Origin of the sequence: Mycobacterium fragae (assembly GCF_002102185.1) — a bacterium.
GTDB lineage: Bacteria > Actinomycetota > Actinomycetes > Mycobacteriales > Mycobacteriaceae > Mycobacterium > Mycobacterium fragae.
This window is the reverse complement of the sequence record NZ_LQOW01000021.1, coordinates 15,454-30,737: the sequence shown is the minus strand read 5'-3', so window position 1 is coordinate 30,737 and position 15,284 is coordinate 15,454. Positions and strand designations below refer to the sequence as shown.

The following is a 15,284-nucleotide window of genomic DNA, read 5'->3' as shown; positions in this document are numbered from 1 at the left end:
ATCGCCGTGAGGTTCTCCACGTTGCTGAAGCTACCGTCCACTCTGCAAGGATCGGGATATGACCCCACCCGTAATCCAGCGTTGGATCGACATCGTCGAAAACGGCCGCGCAGACGAACTGGACGCTCTGCTCGCCGAGGATGCAGTGTTCTTTTCGCCCGCGGTGTTCACGCCGCAGGAGGGCCGCACCAAGACCGCCGCTTACCTGAAGGCGGCCATAAAAGTCTTCGGCAACAGCGATTTTCACTATGTCGAGCAGTGGTACAAGGACAATTCGGCGATCCTGGAGTTCGCCGCGACCATCGACGGCATCCACGTCAACGGCATCGACATGATCCACTGGGACGACAACTCGCAGATCGTGTCTTTCAAGGTCATGCTGCGACCACTGAAAGCCTTACAGACGATCATGCCGGCCATGGCCGAGCAGCTGCAGCAGTAGGCCGATGACGGACCGGCTGGCCCGGCTCAGCGACGTTCATAAGATCGCCGCTGCCATGCCGCATACGAAGCGCATCGAAGGGCCGAAGGGCAACGCGATCTATCAGGTTGGCGGCAAGTCGTTCGTATTCTTCCGTACGCCGCAACCCGACGCGGTCGACCCCGACACCGGGGAGCGCTATTCCGACGTGATCATGCTGTGGGTGGAGTCGGAGAGTGACAAGCTGGCGCTGGTGCAGGATCACGGCACACCGTTCTTCACCACCGACCATTTCGACGGGCATCCGTCGGTCCTGGTGCGGGCCAGCCGATTAGCCGAAATCAGCAGGACCGAGCTGGCCGAGCTCATCCAGGACGCGTGGCTGTCACGGGCGTCGAAACGGCGGGCGGCCGAATGGCTCGCCGCGCATCGTCTGTAGCGTTCAGGCAGCAGGCGTACCCTCCGATGCTGACTGCTGACAGGAGGTAACGACGGTGCCGCGGACGGATGACGATTCCTGGGATATCACCGAGAGCGTCGGATCAACGGCGCTGGGGGTCGCCGCGGCGCGCGCCGCGGAGACCGAAAGCGAAGACCCGCTGATCCAGGATCCATTCGCCCGGGCGTTTGTGGAGGCTGCGGGCGACGGCATGTGGAGCCTGGTCGCGAATCCCGCACTGTCGGCCGAACTGGCCGATGTCGATCCGGACCTGCGGACCCGGATGCGGGTGATGGTCGACTTTGTGGCCGTGCGGACAGTGTTTTTCGATGACTTCTTCCTCAACGCCGCGAAGTTGGGCGTTCGGCAGGTGGTGATCCTCGCGGCCGGCCTGGACGCGCGTGCGTGGCGGCTGCCGTGGCCGGACGGGACCACCGTGTATGAGCTGGATCAGGAGAAGGTCCTCGAGTTCAAGTCGAACACGTTGCAACAAAGGGGTGCACGCCCAACCTGTAATCTGCGCAACGTCGCGGTCGATCTTCGGCAGGATTGGCCAACTGCGTTGCAGCAAGCGGGTTTTGACGCAGCGCAGCCAAGCGCATGGTCGGTCGAAGGGTTGGTCCGGTATCTGCCCGCCAGGGCTCAGGATTTGTTGTTCGACCGTATTCACGCGCTGAGCCCTGCGGGCAGTTGGCTGGCCGCGAACATACCCGCAAAGAGCGCCCTTGATCCGGCTTTGTTGGCTCGTCAACGGGAGCGGTCGCAGCGCATCCGCGCCGTGGCATCCCAGGTGCTCGACGCCGAGGTGCCGGATGTGGAAGACCTGTGGTACGCCGAGGAGCGCACCGACCTGCCCGAGTGGCTGCGCGAACACGACTGGGATGCATCGGCAATCAGCCTGGCAGAGATGCTGACGCGTTACGGCCGCAGCTGCCCCGACGACGATGTAATTCCGCCAACGGTATTCGTGGCGGCACAGCGTCTTTCCGCTACCGGGTAGGAATCGTCCACCCGCACTTGGTGTTTGGCCATCAGTTTTGGTACAGCGGTCCTATTCGCGGTCGGTTACCGGCAAGTAGTTAACGGCCAGATCCCGCCGTCCGCTTACTGGATGTTTGGAAAATAACGGGCTGGGTAATACCGCAACCTGCAAGAGTTAGGCCGACACGATGGAGGTCACGATGCGGTATGGCGGAGCTGTCGGCGTCATTGTGCTGGTTTGGCTGCTTATCGGGGTTTTTGCGGCCTGGCAGCGCGACTACTTCAAGGGTGGTGACACGAGCTGCGCCTCAGCGGGCACCATCGCCGCCACCGTGATCGCCGGTCCATTGAATTACGCCGGCGTCAACCCGAAAGTAGCGAACTGTCACCTACCACAGCCCAGTTCGATGCACGCAGTCGACATCGAACACCTTGTTGGAATGGAGTAGTCATGATCGTCCTCGGCATCATCCTGCTGATCCTTGGATTCGTGTTCGGCATTCACCTGCTGTGGGTGCTCGGCATCATCCTGCTGGTCATCGGCGCGATCTTCTGGATCCTGGGCAGTGTCGGCCGTCCCGTCGCCGGCCGACGATACTGGTATTAACCGCCCGGTTGCGCTGACTGACGACCTCACAGCGCGCGCATAGGGTTCGCACAGCATCGGCCCATGCCGGTGCGCATACTTGGATGCTGTGAGCCAACCCCACGCATCGGTCGAGCGTGTCGTGATGCGCCGGGCCGACGGCAACCCGATCAATGTGCTGGTGGTGGACGACGAAGCCGTCCTCGCCGAGATGGTGTCGATGGCCCTTCGGTACGAGGGCTGGAACATCGCCACCGCCGCTGACGGAGCGTCGGCGCTGGCCGCGGCCCGGGCGGAGCGCCCCGACGTCGTCGTCCTCGACGTGATGTTGCCCGACATGAGCGGCCTCGACGTACTGCACAAGCTGCGCGAACAGAACCCCAAGCTGCCGGTGCTGCTGCTTACCGCGAAGGACGCGGTGGAAGATCGCATCGCCGGGCTGACCGCCGGCGGCGACGACTACGTAACCAAACCGTTCAGCCTCGAAGAGGTGGTGCTGCGGCTGCGTGCGCTGCTGCGGCGCACCGGGGTGACAACCGAGGACAGCGGCGCGCAGCTCGTCGTCGGCGACCTGGTGCTCAACGAGGACAGCCACGAGGTGACTCGCGGCGGTGAACCGATCTCGTTGACCTCCACCGAGTTCGAGCTACTGCGATTCATGATGCGCAACGCCAAGCGGGTGCTCTCCAAGGCACAAATCCTGGACCGGGTGTGGAGTTACGACTTCGGCGGCCGGTCCAACATCGTCGAGCTGTACATCTCCTATCTGCGCAAGAAAATCGACAACGGGCGCGAGCCCATGATCCACACGCTGCGCGGCGCGGGCTACGTGCTCAAGCCGGCCCGCTAGCATGCGACGAACTTGGTCACTTCGGCTTCGGCTGTTGGTCGGCCAGGTCGTGGTGCTCGCCGTCGTCTGCGTCGGGATCGGTGCGGTGACCGAGTTGGCGTTGTACCGATACCTCGTCGGCCAGCTCGACGTCGAAGTGCATGAGGCATCCCACCGCTCGGTGCGGATCTTCAGCGGCCCACCCCCACCTCCCATGCCCTGGCGCCACCACCAGTGGCCGTCTCCCAGGCCGGGTCCGGGCCCGTTGTTCCTTGACGCTCCCGGCCAGCCGGTAGGCATGGTCGCCGCGGTGATCGCCAACGACACGAAGGTGGACGCCGGATACCTGACCAACACGGGCTCCCGTGCCGCGTTGACCGACACCGCGAAGGCCCAGCTCGCTGCGATCCCGATCAACCCAACGCCGGTGACTCGTGACCTCGACGGCCTGGGCCGTTACCGCGTGGTGGCCGCGCCGACGTGGCGCGGCGGCGATGTCGTCGTCACCGGTCTGCCGCTGTCCAACGTGGACGCCACCATGATCCGGGTGCTGCTGATCTTCGCGGTTGTCATCGTGATCGGCGTCGCGGCAGCCACCACCGCCGGCATCATGATCATCCGGCGCGCACTGGCGCCGTTGCGGCGCGTCGCGCAAACCGCCGGAGAGGTCGTCGACCTGCCGTTGGACCGCGGCGAGGTCACGCTGCCGGTGCGGGTGCGCGAAGCGGACGCCAACCCCCGCACCGAAGTCGGGCAGCTCGGCTCGGCCCTGAATCGCATGCTCGACCACATCGCCGCCGCGCTCTCGACGCGGCAGGCCAGCGAGACCCGAGTGCGCCAGTTCGTCGCCGACGCCAGCCACGAATTGCGTACACCGCTGGCCGCGATCCGCGGCTATACCGAGCTGGCGCAACGGGTCCGCGAGAAGGAAGGCGCCAGCGACGCGGTAGCGCACGCGATGAGCCGCGTGCAATCCGAAACCGAGCGGATGACCCGTCTCGTCGAGGACTTGCTGCTGCTGGCACGGCTGGATTCCGGTCGGCCATTGGACCGCGAACCGGTGGATCTGTCCCGGGTGGCCGTCGACGCGGTCAGCGATGCGCATATCGCGGGGCCCGATCAGCAGTGGGAGCTCGACTTGCCCGAGGAGCCGGTGATCGTCGACGGTGACGCCGCGCGGCTGCATCAGGTGGTGACCAATCTGCTCGCCAACGCCCGCATCCACACCGGCCCGGGAACCGTCGTGACCACACGATTGGCCTCCGATGCGACGCACGCCGTGCTGACCGTGATCGACAACGGGCCCGGGATCCCCGAGCAGTTGCAGACCGAGGTATTCGAGCGCTTTGCCCGCGGCGACACCTCCCGCTCACGTAAGGGCGGCAGCACCGGCCTGGGCCTGGCGATCGTGTCGGCGGTGGTCAAAGCGCACGACGGCACGATCACGTTGGAAAGCAAGCCGGGACACACCGAATTCAGCGTGCGGTTGCCACTCACAGCCCACACATAGTCGGCACTAACGGCAGACCCACGGCCCGCGGCGACCATTGGAACCATGACCACTGTCGAATTGCCCGGTGCCCGCGCAGATTTCGTGGCCCACCCCAACGCCGCACCGATCACCACCGAGTGCGGCGTTCCCGTTCTCGACATCGTCGTTCCGGTGTACAACGAACAAGCGGCCCTCGCGGATTCGGTTCGTCGTCTGCACCGCTACCTGTCGCGCGACTTCCCGTTCACGTTCCGGATCACGATCGCCGACAATGCCAGTACGGACGCGACGCCGCTGATCGCCATGAAATTGGCCGACGAGCTCGCCGAGGTTCGCGCAATCCGGCTGGAGCAGAAGGGCCGCGGCCGTGCGCTGCACGCCGTGTGGTCGACGTCGGACGCACCGGTCTTGGCTTACACCGACGTCGACTTGTCGACTGACCTCGCCGCGCTGGCTCCCTTGGTGGCGCCGCTGGTTTCCGGGCATTCCGACCTGGCGATCGGGACTCGGCTCGGCCGCGGCTCCCGCGTCGTGCGCGGCCCTAAGCGCGAGGTGATCTCGCGGTGCTACAACCTGATTTTGCGGTCGACGCTGGCGACGCGGTTCAGTGACGCACAGTGCGGGTTCAAGGCGATCCGCTCCGATGTCGCGCGGCAGCTGCTGCCGTATGTGCGTGATACCGGATGGTTCTTCGACACCGAGCTGCTGGTGTTGGCCGAGCGCAGCGAATTGCGGATCCATGAGGTGCCGGTCGATTGGGTCGACGATCCCGACAGCCGCGTCGATGTCGTCGCAACAGCGTTGGCTGACCTCAAGGGAATCGCCAGGCTGCTCAAGGGCTTTGCTTGCGGCGAGATACCGGTGCAAGCGATCGGTGCACAGTTCGGACGCGCCGGCGCGCCTCGGTCGCTGCTGGGCCAGGGTGTGCGCTTCAGCGCCATCGGCATCCTCAGCACGCTGGCGTACCTGGGGCTGTTCTTGCTGCTGCGCCCGCTGGGCCCGCAGCCGGCGAACCTGATCGCCCTGCTGGTGACCGCGGTGGCCAACACCGCGGCTAACCGCCGGTTCACGTTCGGGGTGCGGGGCGCCGTGGGCGCGGTACGCCACCAGTTCGAGGGGTTGGTGGTGTTCGCCATCGGGTTGGCGCTCACCAGTGGTGCATTGGCCGTCCTGCACTGGGCCGCCGACCCGTCACGGATGCTGGAGCTGGCGGTCCTGGTATTGGCCAACTTGGCTGCGACCGTCCTGCGGTTCGTGCTGCTGCGCAACTGGGTCTTCTCATGACCGACGTTGCACCGGTGGTGATCCCAGCGCCTGCGGCGCGCTCGTCGCGGTGGCTACGGCCCGCACTCTGGACACTGCTGGCAGCGACGGCGCTGCTCTACCTCTGGGGGTTGGGCGCCTCGGGATACGCCAACGAGTTCTACGCCGCCGCAGTGCAGTCCGGCACGCAAAACTGGAAAGCCTGGCTCTTCGGCTCGCTGGATCCCGGCAACGCCATCACCGTCGACAAGCCGCCCGCGGCGATGTGGGTGATGGGTCTGTCGGCTCGGTTGTTCGGGTTCAGCGCATGGTCAATGCTGCTTCCGCAGGCCCTGATGGGCGTCGGGTCGGTGGCGTTGCTCTACGGTGCCGTGCGCCGGACGAGCGGCCCGGTCGCCGGTCTGCTGGCCGGGACGCTGCTCGCGCTAACTCCCTTGGCGGCGTTGATGTTTCGATACAACGACCCCGACGCCTTACTCGTCCTGCTGCTCGTCACCGCTGCCTACTGCACGGTCCGTGCGCTGGACGGCTCGACGGGCCGATGGGTTGCACTGGCGGGCACCGCGCTTGGGTTCGCCTTCCTGACGAAGATGATGGCGGCTTTTCTGGTAGCTCCGGCGCTGGTGCTAGTGGTGCTGGTGGCGACGCCCGGCAGCATGCGCACCAGGATCCGCAATCTGTTGATCGGATTGGCGACGACGGTCGTCTCGGCGGGCTGGTTCGTTGTGCTGGTGGCCATTTGGCCCGCGAACTCGCGGCCGTACATCGGCGGGTCCACCGATAACAGCTTGCTGCAGCTCGCGCTGGCTTACAACGGCCTGGGTCGGGTGCTGGGCGGGGACGGCAACCACGGTTTTGGCCCCCGGCCGGGTGGCGGGCCGCCCGGGGGATCGCTGATGTTCGGCGGTGGACCGGGCATCGGCCGATTGTTCGGGATGTCCATGGGCACCGAGATCTCCTGGCTGCTGCCCGCCGCGTTGATCGGACTGATCGCCATGCTGTGGTTGACCCGGTCGGCGCCGTGGACTGGCCCCGTGCGGGCAAGCCTCCTGCTCTGGGGCGGTTGGTTGTTGGTGGCCGCACTGGTGTTCAGCTACATGCGCGGCATCATGCACCCGTACTACACGATCGAGCTGGCGCCGGCAATCGCCGCAGTCTTGGCCATCGCGCTGCGAGAGCTGTGGTGGGGCAGGCATTTCGGATCGTCGCGGGCCAGTTTGGCCGTGATGCTGGTCGCAACCGGTGTGTGGAACTTCGTCCTGCTCGACCGCACACCGGACTGGCTGCCCTGGCTGCGGTGGGCGCTGTTGATCGGAACCATCGCCACCGCATTCGTTTTGGTGATCGGCGCACATCGAGCGGGCCACCGGACCGCGATAGTGTGCGCGGCGGGACTGCTGTTCGGCCTGGGTGCCACCGCCGCATACACCGTCGAAGCCGTGGCGGTGTATCACGGCGGCGCCATCCCCACCTCCGGGCCCGGACACCGCGATCAACGAGCCACCGACAACCGGCCCCTCAGCGAGTTACTGGTCGGAGTCGATAACCGTTGGGCCGCGGCCACTGTCGGTGCACATACTGCCGACAATCTGGAACTGAGCGCAGGCAAGTCAGCCATGGCGGTCGGCGGCTTCAGCGGCCGCGACAACTTCCCGACGCTCGCGCAGTTTCAGCGCTATGTCGCAGACGGGCAGATCCGCTACTTCATCCGCGACGACACCGATAGGCACGGACCCCCCGGACACCAAGGCGATCCGCGTTCAGCCTCCACCGCAGCGGATCAGATCACCAAATGGGTGACCGCGAACTTCGTTCCGCGAAAGGTGAACGGCGCGACGGTCTATGACCTTGCTACGGGCAGGTGACGTTGATCTCGAACGGCTTGCTCACCATCCCCGCCATCGGGTTGGACGTGTTTACGCCCGTCGCTGTCCCGGTGAACTTGTAGCCGTTGCCGTCCACGGTGGCTTGAGCGCTGGCCCCGGGGCTGCCCTTCTGGTAAGCGAGGTTGACACCGTCGACATTGCCCAGTGCGATCTGGTGAATGTCGGGCGGATTGGCATCGGTGGCCTGGACCGCAATGGCGCCGGATGTACCAGGTTGACCGATCCCTATCTGGAGTTCGCCCCCAGCCTTTTGGCAGGTGACCTGACCCTTGACGTTCTGGTCCTTGCCGTCGACGACCACCTTGGCGTGGCCTGACGTGCTGACCTTCTGCCCGCCGCTCGAACATCCCGATAGACCTGCAACGACGATCGCCGTCGCTGCTGCAGCGATCGTTACTGATCGGTTCACTCCTGCTCCTTTGCCGTTGTGGCGGTCCATAGGCACTTCACGGACCGTTTCGGAAGTATGCAGGCTTACCGAACGGCGAGTAGCGAATTCGCCAAAAATTTATTTTCGGGTCACATAGTGTCGGGCGGTGGACCAGAAACCTCCCGCCGACCGGTCTCACGGGCTACCGCTCGGCGACACAACGGATTTCGACGACGCCGACCGCGGGTTCATTGCCGCGCTGAAGCCGTGCGTCGTCAAAGCCGCGGACGGCCGCGTGGTGTGGGACAACGACGCCTATTCGTTCCTTGCCGGCCCCGCACCGCCATCGGTGCATCCCAGCTTGTGGCGGCAGTCGATGCTGACCGCGAAGCACGGTCTGTACGAGGTTGTGCCGGGTATCTATCAGGTCCGCGGCTTGGATATCTCCAATATCAGCTTTGTAGAAAGCGATACCGGCCTCATTGTCATCGACCCGTTGGTGTCCACCGAAGTGGCGGCGGCGGCGCTGACGCTGTATCGCAGCCGGCGCGGTGACCGACCTGTGGTTGCGGTGATCTACACGCACAGCCACGTCGACCATTTCGGTGGGGTGCTGGGCGTGACCTCACAGGCCGACGTGGATGCCGGCAAGGTGGCGGTGCTGGCGCCGGAGGGATTTACCAAGCATGCCGTGCAAGAAAACGTCTACGCCGGACCCGCCATGGCGCGTCGCGCGACCTACATGTACGGCGCGATGCTGGCGCGCGGGCCGCAACGACAGGTCGGCTGTGGCCTGGGCCAGGTTCCCTCAACCGGTGAGATAGCCCTGATTGTTCCCACCGTCGACATCCGAGCTACCGGTGAAACTCACACCATCGACGGGGCGGAAATCGAATTCCAGATGGCCCCCGGCACCGAGGCTCCTGCCGAAATGCACTTCTACTTCCCGCGATTCCGCGCATTGTGTATGGCCGAGAACGCGACCCACAATCTGCACAACCTGTTAACCCTGCGCGGCGCGCTGGTGCGTGACCCGCATGCCTGGGCCGGCTATCTCACCGAGGCGATCGACACGTTTGCGCATCGCACCGATGTGGTGTTCGCGTCGCACCACTGGCCGACCTGGGGGCGCGAGCGGGTCGTCGAATTCCTGTCGCTGCAACGTGACCTGTACGCCTATTTGCACGACCAGACGCTACGGCTGCTCAACCAGGGTTACATCGGCACCGAGATCGCCGAAAACCTTGAGATGCCACCTGCATTGAACAAGGCGTGGCACACCCACGGGTACTACGGCTCGGTCAGCCACAACGTGAAGGCGATCTATCAGCGTTACATGGGCTGGTTCGACGGTAACCCCGCTCGTCTGTGGCCACACCCGCCGGAGGCGTTGGCTCCCCGGTACGTCGAGGCGATGGGCGGGATCGATCGTGTTGTCGAACTGGCTCGGCAGGCCTTCGCTACCGGTGATCATCGTTGGGCTGCAACGTTACTCGATCACGCGGTGTTCGCCGACAGTACGCATGCGGCTGCCCGCAAGCTGTACGCCGACACGTTGGAGCAGTTGGCCTACGGCGCCGAGAACGCAACGTGGCGCAATTTCTTTTTGTCGGGCGCCGTCGAGTTGCGCGACGGCAACTTCGGCACCGCGGCGCAAGTGGCCTCCCCGTCGTTGATGTCTCAGCTGACACCGGAGCAGATCTTCGACGGCCTGGCCATCGCCGTCAACGGGCCGCGCGCTTGGGACCTGGACCTCGCCGTCGACGTCACGTTCACCGACCTCGACACCAATTACCGGCTCACGCTGCGTAACGGCGTGCTGGTACATCGCAACGTGCCCGCCGACTCCGATTCGGCGAATGTGACTGTGACTGTGGGCAATGCGATGGGCCTACTCGCGGTGGTGATGGGCGACGTCGGCTCGCCCGGGCTAGAGGTATCCGGTGACCAGGCGGCCCTGCAGGCGTTTCTGGCCGTCCTGGAGAGGCCCGACCCGGCATTCAACATCGTCACGCCGTAACGAGCCGCAGCGGTCACATTTGCCACACAAGTCTCGATCGGGAGGGAAAGCACTATTTGCCCGCCTCTGAGCGACAACCGTGGTCGGCGGACAGAGCACTTCGTCGAATGTGCGTTTCTGTGCGCCAACGCCGGCGCGTCGCGTACGAAACCACACACCCGACGGCATGTTCGCCCCCATACCGGCGCGCAGCCCCGAACGCTCTGAGCGACAACTAAACCCCCGAAGAATTTGTCGCTCGAAGGCGGGCAAAGGGTATGTCTCTCGGCCCAGGGGCTCCCGTGACCAATGTGACTGCACCGCAAATCAAGCGACGTCGATAACCACCTTGCCGATCGCCTTGCGCTCGGCGACATGTCGTAGTGCCGTCGCGGTGTCCGACAACCCGAACCGCGCACCGATATAGGGACGGATCAGGCCGTCAGCGAACATCTGGTGCAGCTCGGCCATGTCGCGGGCGGCTTCGTCGGGGTGATCGGCAGTGAAGGTGCGGATCTCCATGCCGCGGATCGTGATGTCCTTGAGCAGAACCAGATTGAGCGGAATCGCGGGAATCGCGCCCGCGGCATAGCCGAGTGTGACGAAGACTCCGCCGCGGGCAAGGCCGCGCAGCGCCTGCTCGGCATACGGCCCGCCGACGGGATCGACGACGACGTGGGCGCCGACGTCGGTGAGCTCGCGGATGCGGGACTTGAGATCCTCCCGCTCGTAATCCACTGCCGCCTGGGCGCCGCGCTGCCGGCAGACGTCGAGCTTCTCCTCGGTCGACGCCGCAGCCAGCACACGGGCTTTCATGGCGACCGCCAAGTCGAGCGCGGCCTGCCCCACCCCACCTGCGGCCCCAAGGACAACCACCCAATCGCCATCCCCCACTTGGGCAACCGACCTCAGGGCGTGATACGCGGTGCGGTACGTGACGCCGAATGCCGCTGCGGAGGCGAAGTCTGCGCCGTCGGGCACTGGCGCCGCTGCGTGCGCGTCGAGCAGCGCCAGCTCGGCGAACGCGCCGGTGGGGGTGGTCCCGAACACCCGGTCGCCCGGCTGAAACCGCGCACTGGTGCCGACGGCCAGCACCTCTCCGGCCAGCTCGCTGCCCGGGGTGAACGGGACCGGAATCTTGACCTGGTATTTGCCGGCGATCAACAGCACGTCGGGAAAGTTCACCGCGGCGGCGCGCACCCGCACCACCAGCTGGCCCGGGCCCGGGGTCGGATCGGCGACGTCGTCGAGAACCAGGTCTTCCGGCGGGCCGTAGGAACGGCAGACAACCGCGCGCATCACGCGCCCAGACCGCGTAAACAGAACCGCACCAAATGATCGATGTCCTCGGGCCCGGGCCGGGCAGTGGAATCCAGGTAGCGGCGCATGGCGGCTGCCGTGCACTGGAAGACGACGTCGGCGTCGCGGCGAACGTCGGCGCTGCCCAATGCCGCGACCGGTTCGGTCAGCAGCTCGCGCATCGGCTGCATGATCTCCGCATCGACATTGGCGGTGGCCGATAGCTGGCCGGCCGCGGCTCGGCTCATGCTGATCAGGTGCGGGTCGGCGACCTGCGCGAGAGCGCCCTCGATCCAGCGTTTCACCTTGCCCGCCGGTGTTGGCTCCTTGGCCATCTGGTGCTGCAGATAGGAGACGACGATCGCGACGCCGCGCTCCATGACTGCAAGAATGACATCGTCCTTGCAGGCGAAGTACCGATAGAACGCCTTGTTCGACGAGCCGGCCTCAGCGACGATGTCGCTGACCCGCGGCGGCTCGGGCGCCACACGTTCCATCACCCGAACGGCCGCTGCCAGGATGCGTTCGACTTCCTCGGTGGCCTCGCGCTGCCGATCATCGAGTGCACGCTCGACCGCCGCGGTGACTCTGCTACTGGTCAACGAGCTCACCGTATTTGGCGCGCGCGGCCTCGCGTCGTACGTTCAGCATCTCGCTGGGCCACTCTGCCTCTTCGGCCTCGTAGTTTTTGAGAAGCATCCGGGCCAGGTTGACCTTGTGCGCCTCGGTTGGGCCATCTGCCAACCCGAGCGCGATGCCACCCAGTAGGACATTGACCAGTGGCAGTTGATCGGTGAGGCCCAGTGCGCCATGCACCTGAATCGCCCGCATTGCAATCGATTTGAGGACTTGCGACGCCAAAATCTTGCAGGCGCCAATCTCGGCGCGCGCGGCATGCTCGTCGCCGTTGTCGATCAGCCACGCGGCGTGCAACACGGTGAGCCGAAACGGTATCAACTCGGTATACGAGTCGGCGATGAACTCTTGCACCAGTTGCTTGTCGGCGAGCGAACTACCTTGGGTGTACCGGCTTTTCGCCCGCTTCGACATCATTTCAACAGCGCGCTGCGCCATCCCGATCGATCGCATCGCGTGATGCAACCGGCCACCGGCCAGTCGAGTCTGCAGGATCAAGAAGCCCTGGCCCGGCTCGCCCAGCAATGCATCGGACGGCACTCGCACACCGTCGTAGCGCACTAAGGAATGCCCCGGTTCATGCGGGTCCGCTCCGACCAGATGGTGGGTTGCTTCCACGGTCAGCCCCGGCGTGCCAGCCGGAATAAGGAATGTCGAGGCCCCGCGATGCACCGGCACGTCCGGATCGGTGATGGCGACGACGATGAAGAACGACGCGACGGATGCGTTGGAGGAGAAGTACTTTCGTCCGGTGATCACCCAATCGTCGCCGTTGCGCACGGCCCGGGTGGTGAACACACGCGGATCCGCGCCGCCCTGCGGCTCGGTCATCGAGAAGCAGGAGAAGATCTCTCCGGATAACAGCCCCGCCAGATAGCGGTCCTTCTGGTCTTGGGTGCCGAACCGAGCCAGGATCTCGGCATTGCCGGTATCGGGTGCCTGCGTGCCGAACACGATCGGAGCCCATGGGCTGCGCCCCAGAATCTCGTTGATCAGGGTCAGCTTGACCGCGCCGAAGCCCTGCCCGCCGAGTTCGGGACCCAGGTGCGGTGCCCACAGCCCCTGGTCGCGCACCTGCTGTTTGAGCGGGTCGACGATGCGGCGGCGCTCCTCGTTCAGCGGCAAGAACTCGCAGCCGGGGAAGAGCACCTCCAGCGGCTCGACCTCTTCGCGGACGAACTCGCGGATCCAATCGAGCTTCTTCTCGAATTCCGGTTCGGTGGAGAAGTCCCATGCCATCTGCAGCGCTCCTTTCAGGGGATCCCGCCGTCGGCCCGCAGAATCGAGCCGGTGGTGAAGCTGGACGCGTCGGAGGCCAAAAACAATGCGGCGCCGACGATTTCGGGCGGGTCACCGGCCCGCTGCAGCGAAAGATGAGCGAATGGGTTCTGGGTGGCCTGCTCGAGGTTCCACGACTTGCTGACGTCTGTCAGAAACGGGCCGGCCATCAATGTGTTGACGCGTACCTTCGGGCCGAAGGCCTTGGCCAGCGCCTCGGTCATCGCGTTGAGACCGGCCTTGGCCGCGGCGTAGGGGATGATGTCCGGTGTCGGACGCAGCGAGCCGGCGGTGCTGACGTTGATGATCGAGCCGCGGCCCGCGGCGACCATGCGCTCACCGACCAATGCGGACAACCGGAATGGGCCTTTGAGGTTGAGGTTGACCACCGCGTCGAACAGCTTCTCGGTGACATCGGTGAGCTTCCCGTAGAGCGGGGACATGCCCGCGTTGTTGATCAGGGTGTCAACCTTGCCGAAGCGCTCGTACGTCGCGTCGACCAAGCCGTCGAGCTGATCCCACCGTCCCACATGCACCGCATACGGCATCGCCGTCCGGCCGGTGTCTTGCTCGATCTCCTTGGCGGTGGCCACACAGTTGTCCATGTTGCGGCTGGCGATCACGACGTCCGCGCCACAGCGCGCGGCCCCGAAGGCCATTTCCCGGCCCAGCCCGCGGCTGCCGCCGGTGATCAGAACCACCTGGTCGGTCAGGTCGAAAAGCTGCTCGGCATAGCTCATTTCGCGTCCGCCAGTTCAGCCGCCGTGGCGATCAACTGCAGGATCATCGGCCCGAACGCCTCGGTGATCTTCGGGTCGACCTTGCCGGTGCGCACCCCGGCAGCATAGGTCTTTTCGAGCACGATCCCGAGTTTCCAATTGGCCAGCACCAGGTAGTAGTGGATGTTCTCGGTCGAGAGCCCACTGACCTTCTCGTAATGCTCGAGCAGTTCGCTGCGCGTCGGCATGCCCGCGAGGTCCAGATAGAAGCCGTCGGCCCGCGGATGCTCACCGTCATAGCCGAGCAGGCACCAGGCCAAGTCCAGCAGCGGGTCGCCGACCGTGGTCATCTCCCAATCCACGATCGCGGCCAGCCGGGCCGGCGCGCCGTGGGCGAACATCACATTCGCGAACTGGTAGTCGCCGTGCATGATGCCGGGCGTGTAGTGCGCGGGCCGGTTACGGCGTAACCAGTCGGCGGCCTTGTCCAGGCCGGGCAGGTCACGTACCCGGTATGCATCGAGAAAAGAGAGCCACCTGTCGACCTGCCGCTCGTGGAATCCGTCCGGGCGGCCGAATCCCTCCAGCCCCTGCGCGCGCCAGTCCACCCTGCCCAGCTTGGCGGCGCCTTCGACGAGCTGGAACGCCAGTCCGCGCCGGGCGGTCAGGTCGGTGTCGAACGGCGCCTCCCAGCCGCCCATCGGACTCCACCCGTCGATCGCAGCCATCACGTAGAAGGGCATGCCGAGCAGATCGCCGGCGTCGTTGGCGGCGATCAGCTCGGCATGTGGCACGTCGGTGTCGGACAGCGCCCGCACCAGTCGGATTTCGCGCAGCAGGCCGTCGATGCGGGCCGCGTCGGCCCGGGCGTCGGGCATCCGCAAAACCATGCGCCGCCCGCCACGCTCGATCAGATAGAGCGTGTTTTGCGAGCCGCCGGACAGCGGCTCCAGGAAGGGCTCTTCGCCGTCGCCAGGTGCGCCGTTCGCGTCCAGCCAGCGTCCGAGGATGCTCGCGTCCAATTGGGGCTCGCTAGCCACTGCCATGCCGCACACCTCGCTCTCTGTGCGGAGAATAGCATTCTCT

Annotated in this window: 16 protein-coding genes; 10 read left to right on the top strand and 6 right to left on the bottom strand. The window is 65.4% G+C overall.

Going from position 1 to position 15,284, the window contains the following annotated elements; all coding sequences use genetic code 11:
• The first annotated feature begins 58 nt into the window (after nucleotides 1-58).
• The 9 genes from AWC06_RS10485 to AWC06_RS10450 all read left to right on the top strand — a co-directional run bounded on the left by AWC06_RS10485 (nucleotide 59) and on the right by AWC06_RS10450 (nucleotide 7,876).
• Nucleotides 59-442 carry a nuclear transport factor 2 family protein gene (locus AWC06_RS10485; protein WP_085197104.1) on the top strand — a complete coding sequence of 128 codons (384 nt, stop codon included), beginning with the start codon at nucleotides 59-61 and terminating at the stop codon, nucleotides 440-442.
• A 4-nt stretch (nucleotides 443-446) separates the two neighbouring features.
• Complete coding sequence (locus AWC06_RS10480; RefSeq protein ID WP_085197102.1) at nucleotides 447-860, top strand: MmcQ/YjbR family DNA-binding protein; 414 nt, start codon at nucleotides 447-449, stop codon at nucleotides 858-860.
• Nucleotides 861-915: 55 nt separating this feature from the next.
• Nucleotides 916-1,860: a class I SAM-dependent methyltransferase gene (locus AWC06_RS10475; RefSeq protein ID WP_085197100.1), complete on the top strand. Its 945-nt coding sequence runs from the start codon at nucleotides 916-918 to the stop codon at nucleotides 1,858-1,860.
• 169 nt (nucleotides 1,861-2,029) lie between these two features.
• On the top strand, nucleotides 2,030-2,290 hold the full coding sequence (locus tag AWC06_RS10470) for a hypothetical protein (RefSeq protein WP_085197099.1): 261 nt from the start codon (nucleotides 2,030-2,032) through the stop codon (nucleotides 2,288-2,290).
• 2 nt (nucleotides 2,291-2,292) lie between these two features.
• Nucleotides 2,293-2,448, top strand: coding sequence for a DUF6131 family protein (locus AWC06_RS22970; protein WP_139820007.1), 156 nt, complete (start codon nucleotides 2,293-2,295; stop codon nucleotides 2,446-2,448).
• 124 nt (nucleotides 2,449-2,572) lie between these two features.
• Nucleotides 2,573-3,277: a response regulator transcription factor gene (locus AWC06_RS10465; protein WP_085197135.1), complete on the top strand. Its 705-nt coding sequence runs from the start codon at nucleotides 2,573-2,575 to the stop codon at nucleotides 3,275-3,277.
• 1 nt (nucleotide 3,278) lies between these two features.
• Nucleotides 3,279-4,766, top strand: a complete 1,488-nt coding sequence (locus tag AWC06_RS10460; protein WP_085197097.1) for a sensor histidine kinase — start codon at nucleotides 3,279-3,281, stop codon at nucleotides 4,764-4,766.
• A 45-nt stretch (nucleotides 4,767-4,811) separates the two neighbouring features.
• Nucleotides 4,812-6,032: a bifunctional glycosyltransferase family 2/GtrA family protein gene (locus AWC06_RS10455; protein ID WP_085197095.1), complete on the top strand. Its 1,221-nt coding sequence runs from the start codon at nucleotides 4,812-4,814 to the stop codon at nucleotides 6,030-6,032.
• Nucleotides 6,029-7,876 carry an ArnT family glycosyltransferase gene (locus AWC06_RS10450; RefSeq protein ID WP_085197093.1) on the top strand — a complete coding sequence of 616 codons (1,848 nt, stop codon included), beginning with the start codon at nucleotides 6,029-6,031 and terminating at the stop codon, nucleotides 7,874-7,876. The genes AWC06_RS10455 and AWC06_RS10450 overlap by 4 nt, the downstream gene beginning before the upstream one ends.
• On the opposite strand, the gene AWC06_RS10445 is transcribed toward AWC06_RS10450, so the two are convergent.
• Nucleotides 7,863-8,306 carry a lipoprotein LpqH gene (locus AWC06_RS10445; protein ID WP_085197133.1) on the bottom strand — a complete coding sequence of 148 codons (444 nt, stop codon included), beginning with the start codon at nucleotides 8,304-8,306 and terminating at the stop codon, nucleotides 7,863-7,865. The genes AWC06_RS10450 and AWC06_RS10445 overlap by 14 nt on opposite strands.
• A 127-nt stretch (nucleotides 8,307-8,433) precedes the next feature.
• On the opposite strand from AWC06_RS10445, the gene AWC06_RS10440 reads away from it, so the two are divergent.
• Nucleotides 8,434-10,287, top strand: coding sequence for an alkyl/aryl-sulfatase (locus AWC06_RS10440; RefSeq protein ID WP_085197091.1), 1,854 nt, complete (start codon nucleotides 8,434-8,436; stop codon nucleotides 10,285-10,287).
• 306 nt (nucleotides 10,288-10,593) lie between these two features.
• Here AWC06_RS10440 and AWC06_RS10435 read toward each other — a convergent pair whose 3' ends face one another.
• From AWC06_RS10435 to AWC06_RS10415, 5 genes are read right to left on the bottom strand one after another with little or no spacing between them, the layout of a single operon-like run.
• The gene (locus AWC06_RS10435) at nucleotides 10,594-11,565 is read right to left on the bottom strand and encodes an NADPH:quinone oxidoreductase family protein (RefSeq protein WP_085197089.1); all 972 of its coding nucleotides are present in this window, start codon (nucleotides 11,563-11,565) and stop codon (nucleotides 10,594-10,596) included.
• On the bottom strand, nucleotides 11,565-12,176 hold the full coding sequence (locus AWC06_RS10430) for a TetR/AcrR family transcriptional regulator (RefSeq protein WP_085197088.1): 612 nt from the start codon (nucleotides 12,174-12,176) through the stop codon (nucleotides 11,565-11,567). Before AWC06_RS10430 ends, AWC06_RS10435 begins: the two co-directional genes overlap by 1 nt.
• The gene (locus AWC06_RS10425) at nucleotides 12,157-13,440 is read right to left on the bottom strand and encodes an acyl-CoA dehydrogenase family protein (protein ID WP_085197086.1); all 1,284 of its coding nucleotides are present in this window, start codon (nucleotides 13,438-13,440) and stop codon (nucleotides 12,157-12,159) included. The genes AWC06_RS10430 and AWC06_RS10425 overlap by 20 nt, the downstream gene beginning before the upstream one ends.
• Before the next feature lie 14 nt (nucleotides 13,441-13,454).
• Nucleotides 13,455-14,219, bottom strand: a complete 765-nt coding sequence (locus AWC06_RS10420; RefSeq protein ID WP_085197085.1) for an SDR family NAD(P)-dependent oxidoreductase — start codon at nucleotides 14,217-14,219, stop codon at nucleotides 13,455-13,457.
• Nucleotides 14,216-15,244 carry a phosphotransferase family protein gene (locus AWC06_RS10415; RefSeq protein ID WP_085197083.1) on the bottom strand — a complete coding sequence of 343 codons (1,029 nt, stop codon included), beginning with the start codon at nucleotides 15,242-15,244 and terminating at the stop codon, nucleotides 14,216-14,218. The genes AWC06_RS10420 and AWC06_RS10415 overlap by 4 nt, the downstream gene beginning before the upstream one ends.
• Between the last annotated feature and the right edge of the window lie 40 nt (nucleotides 15,245-15,284).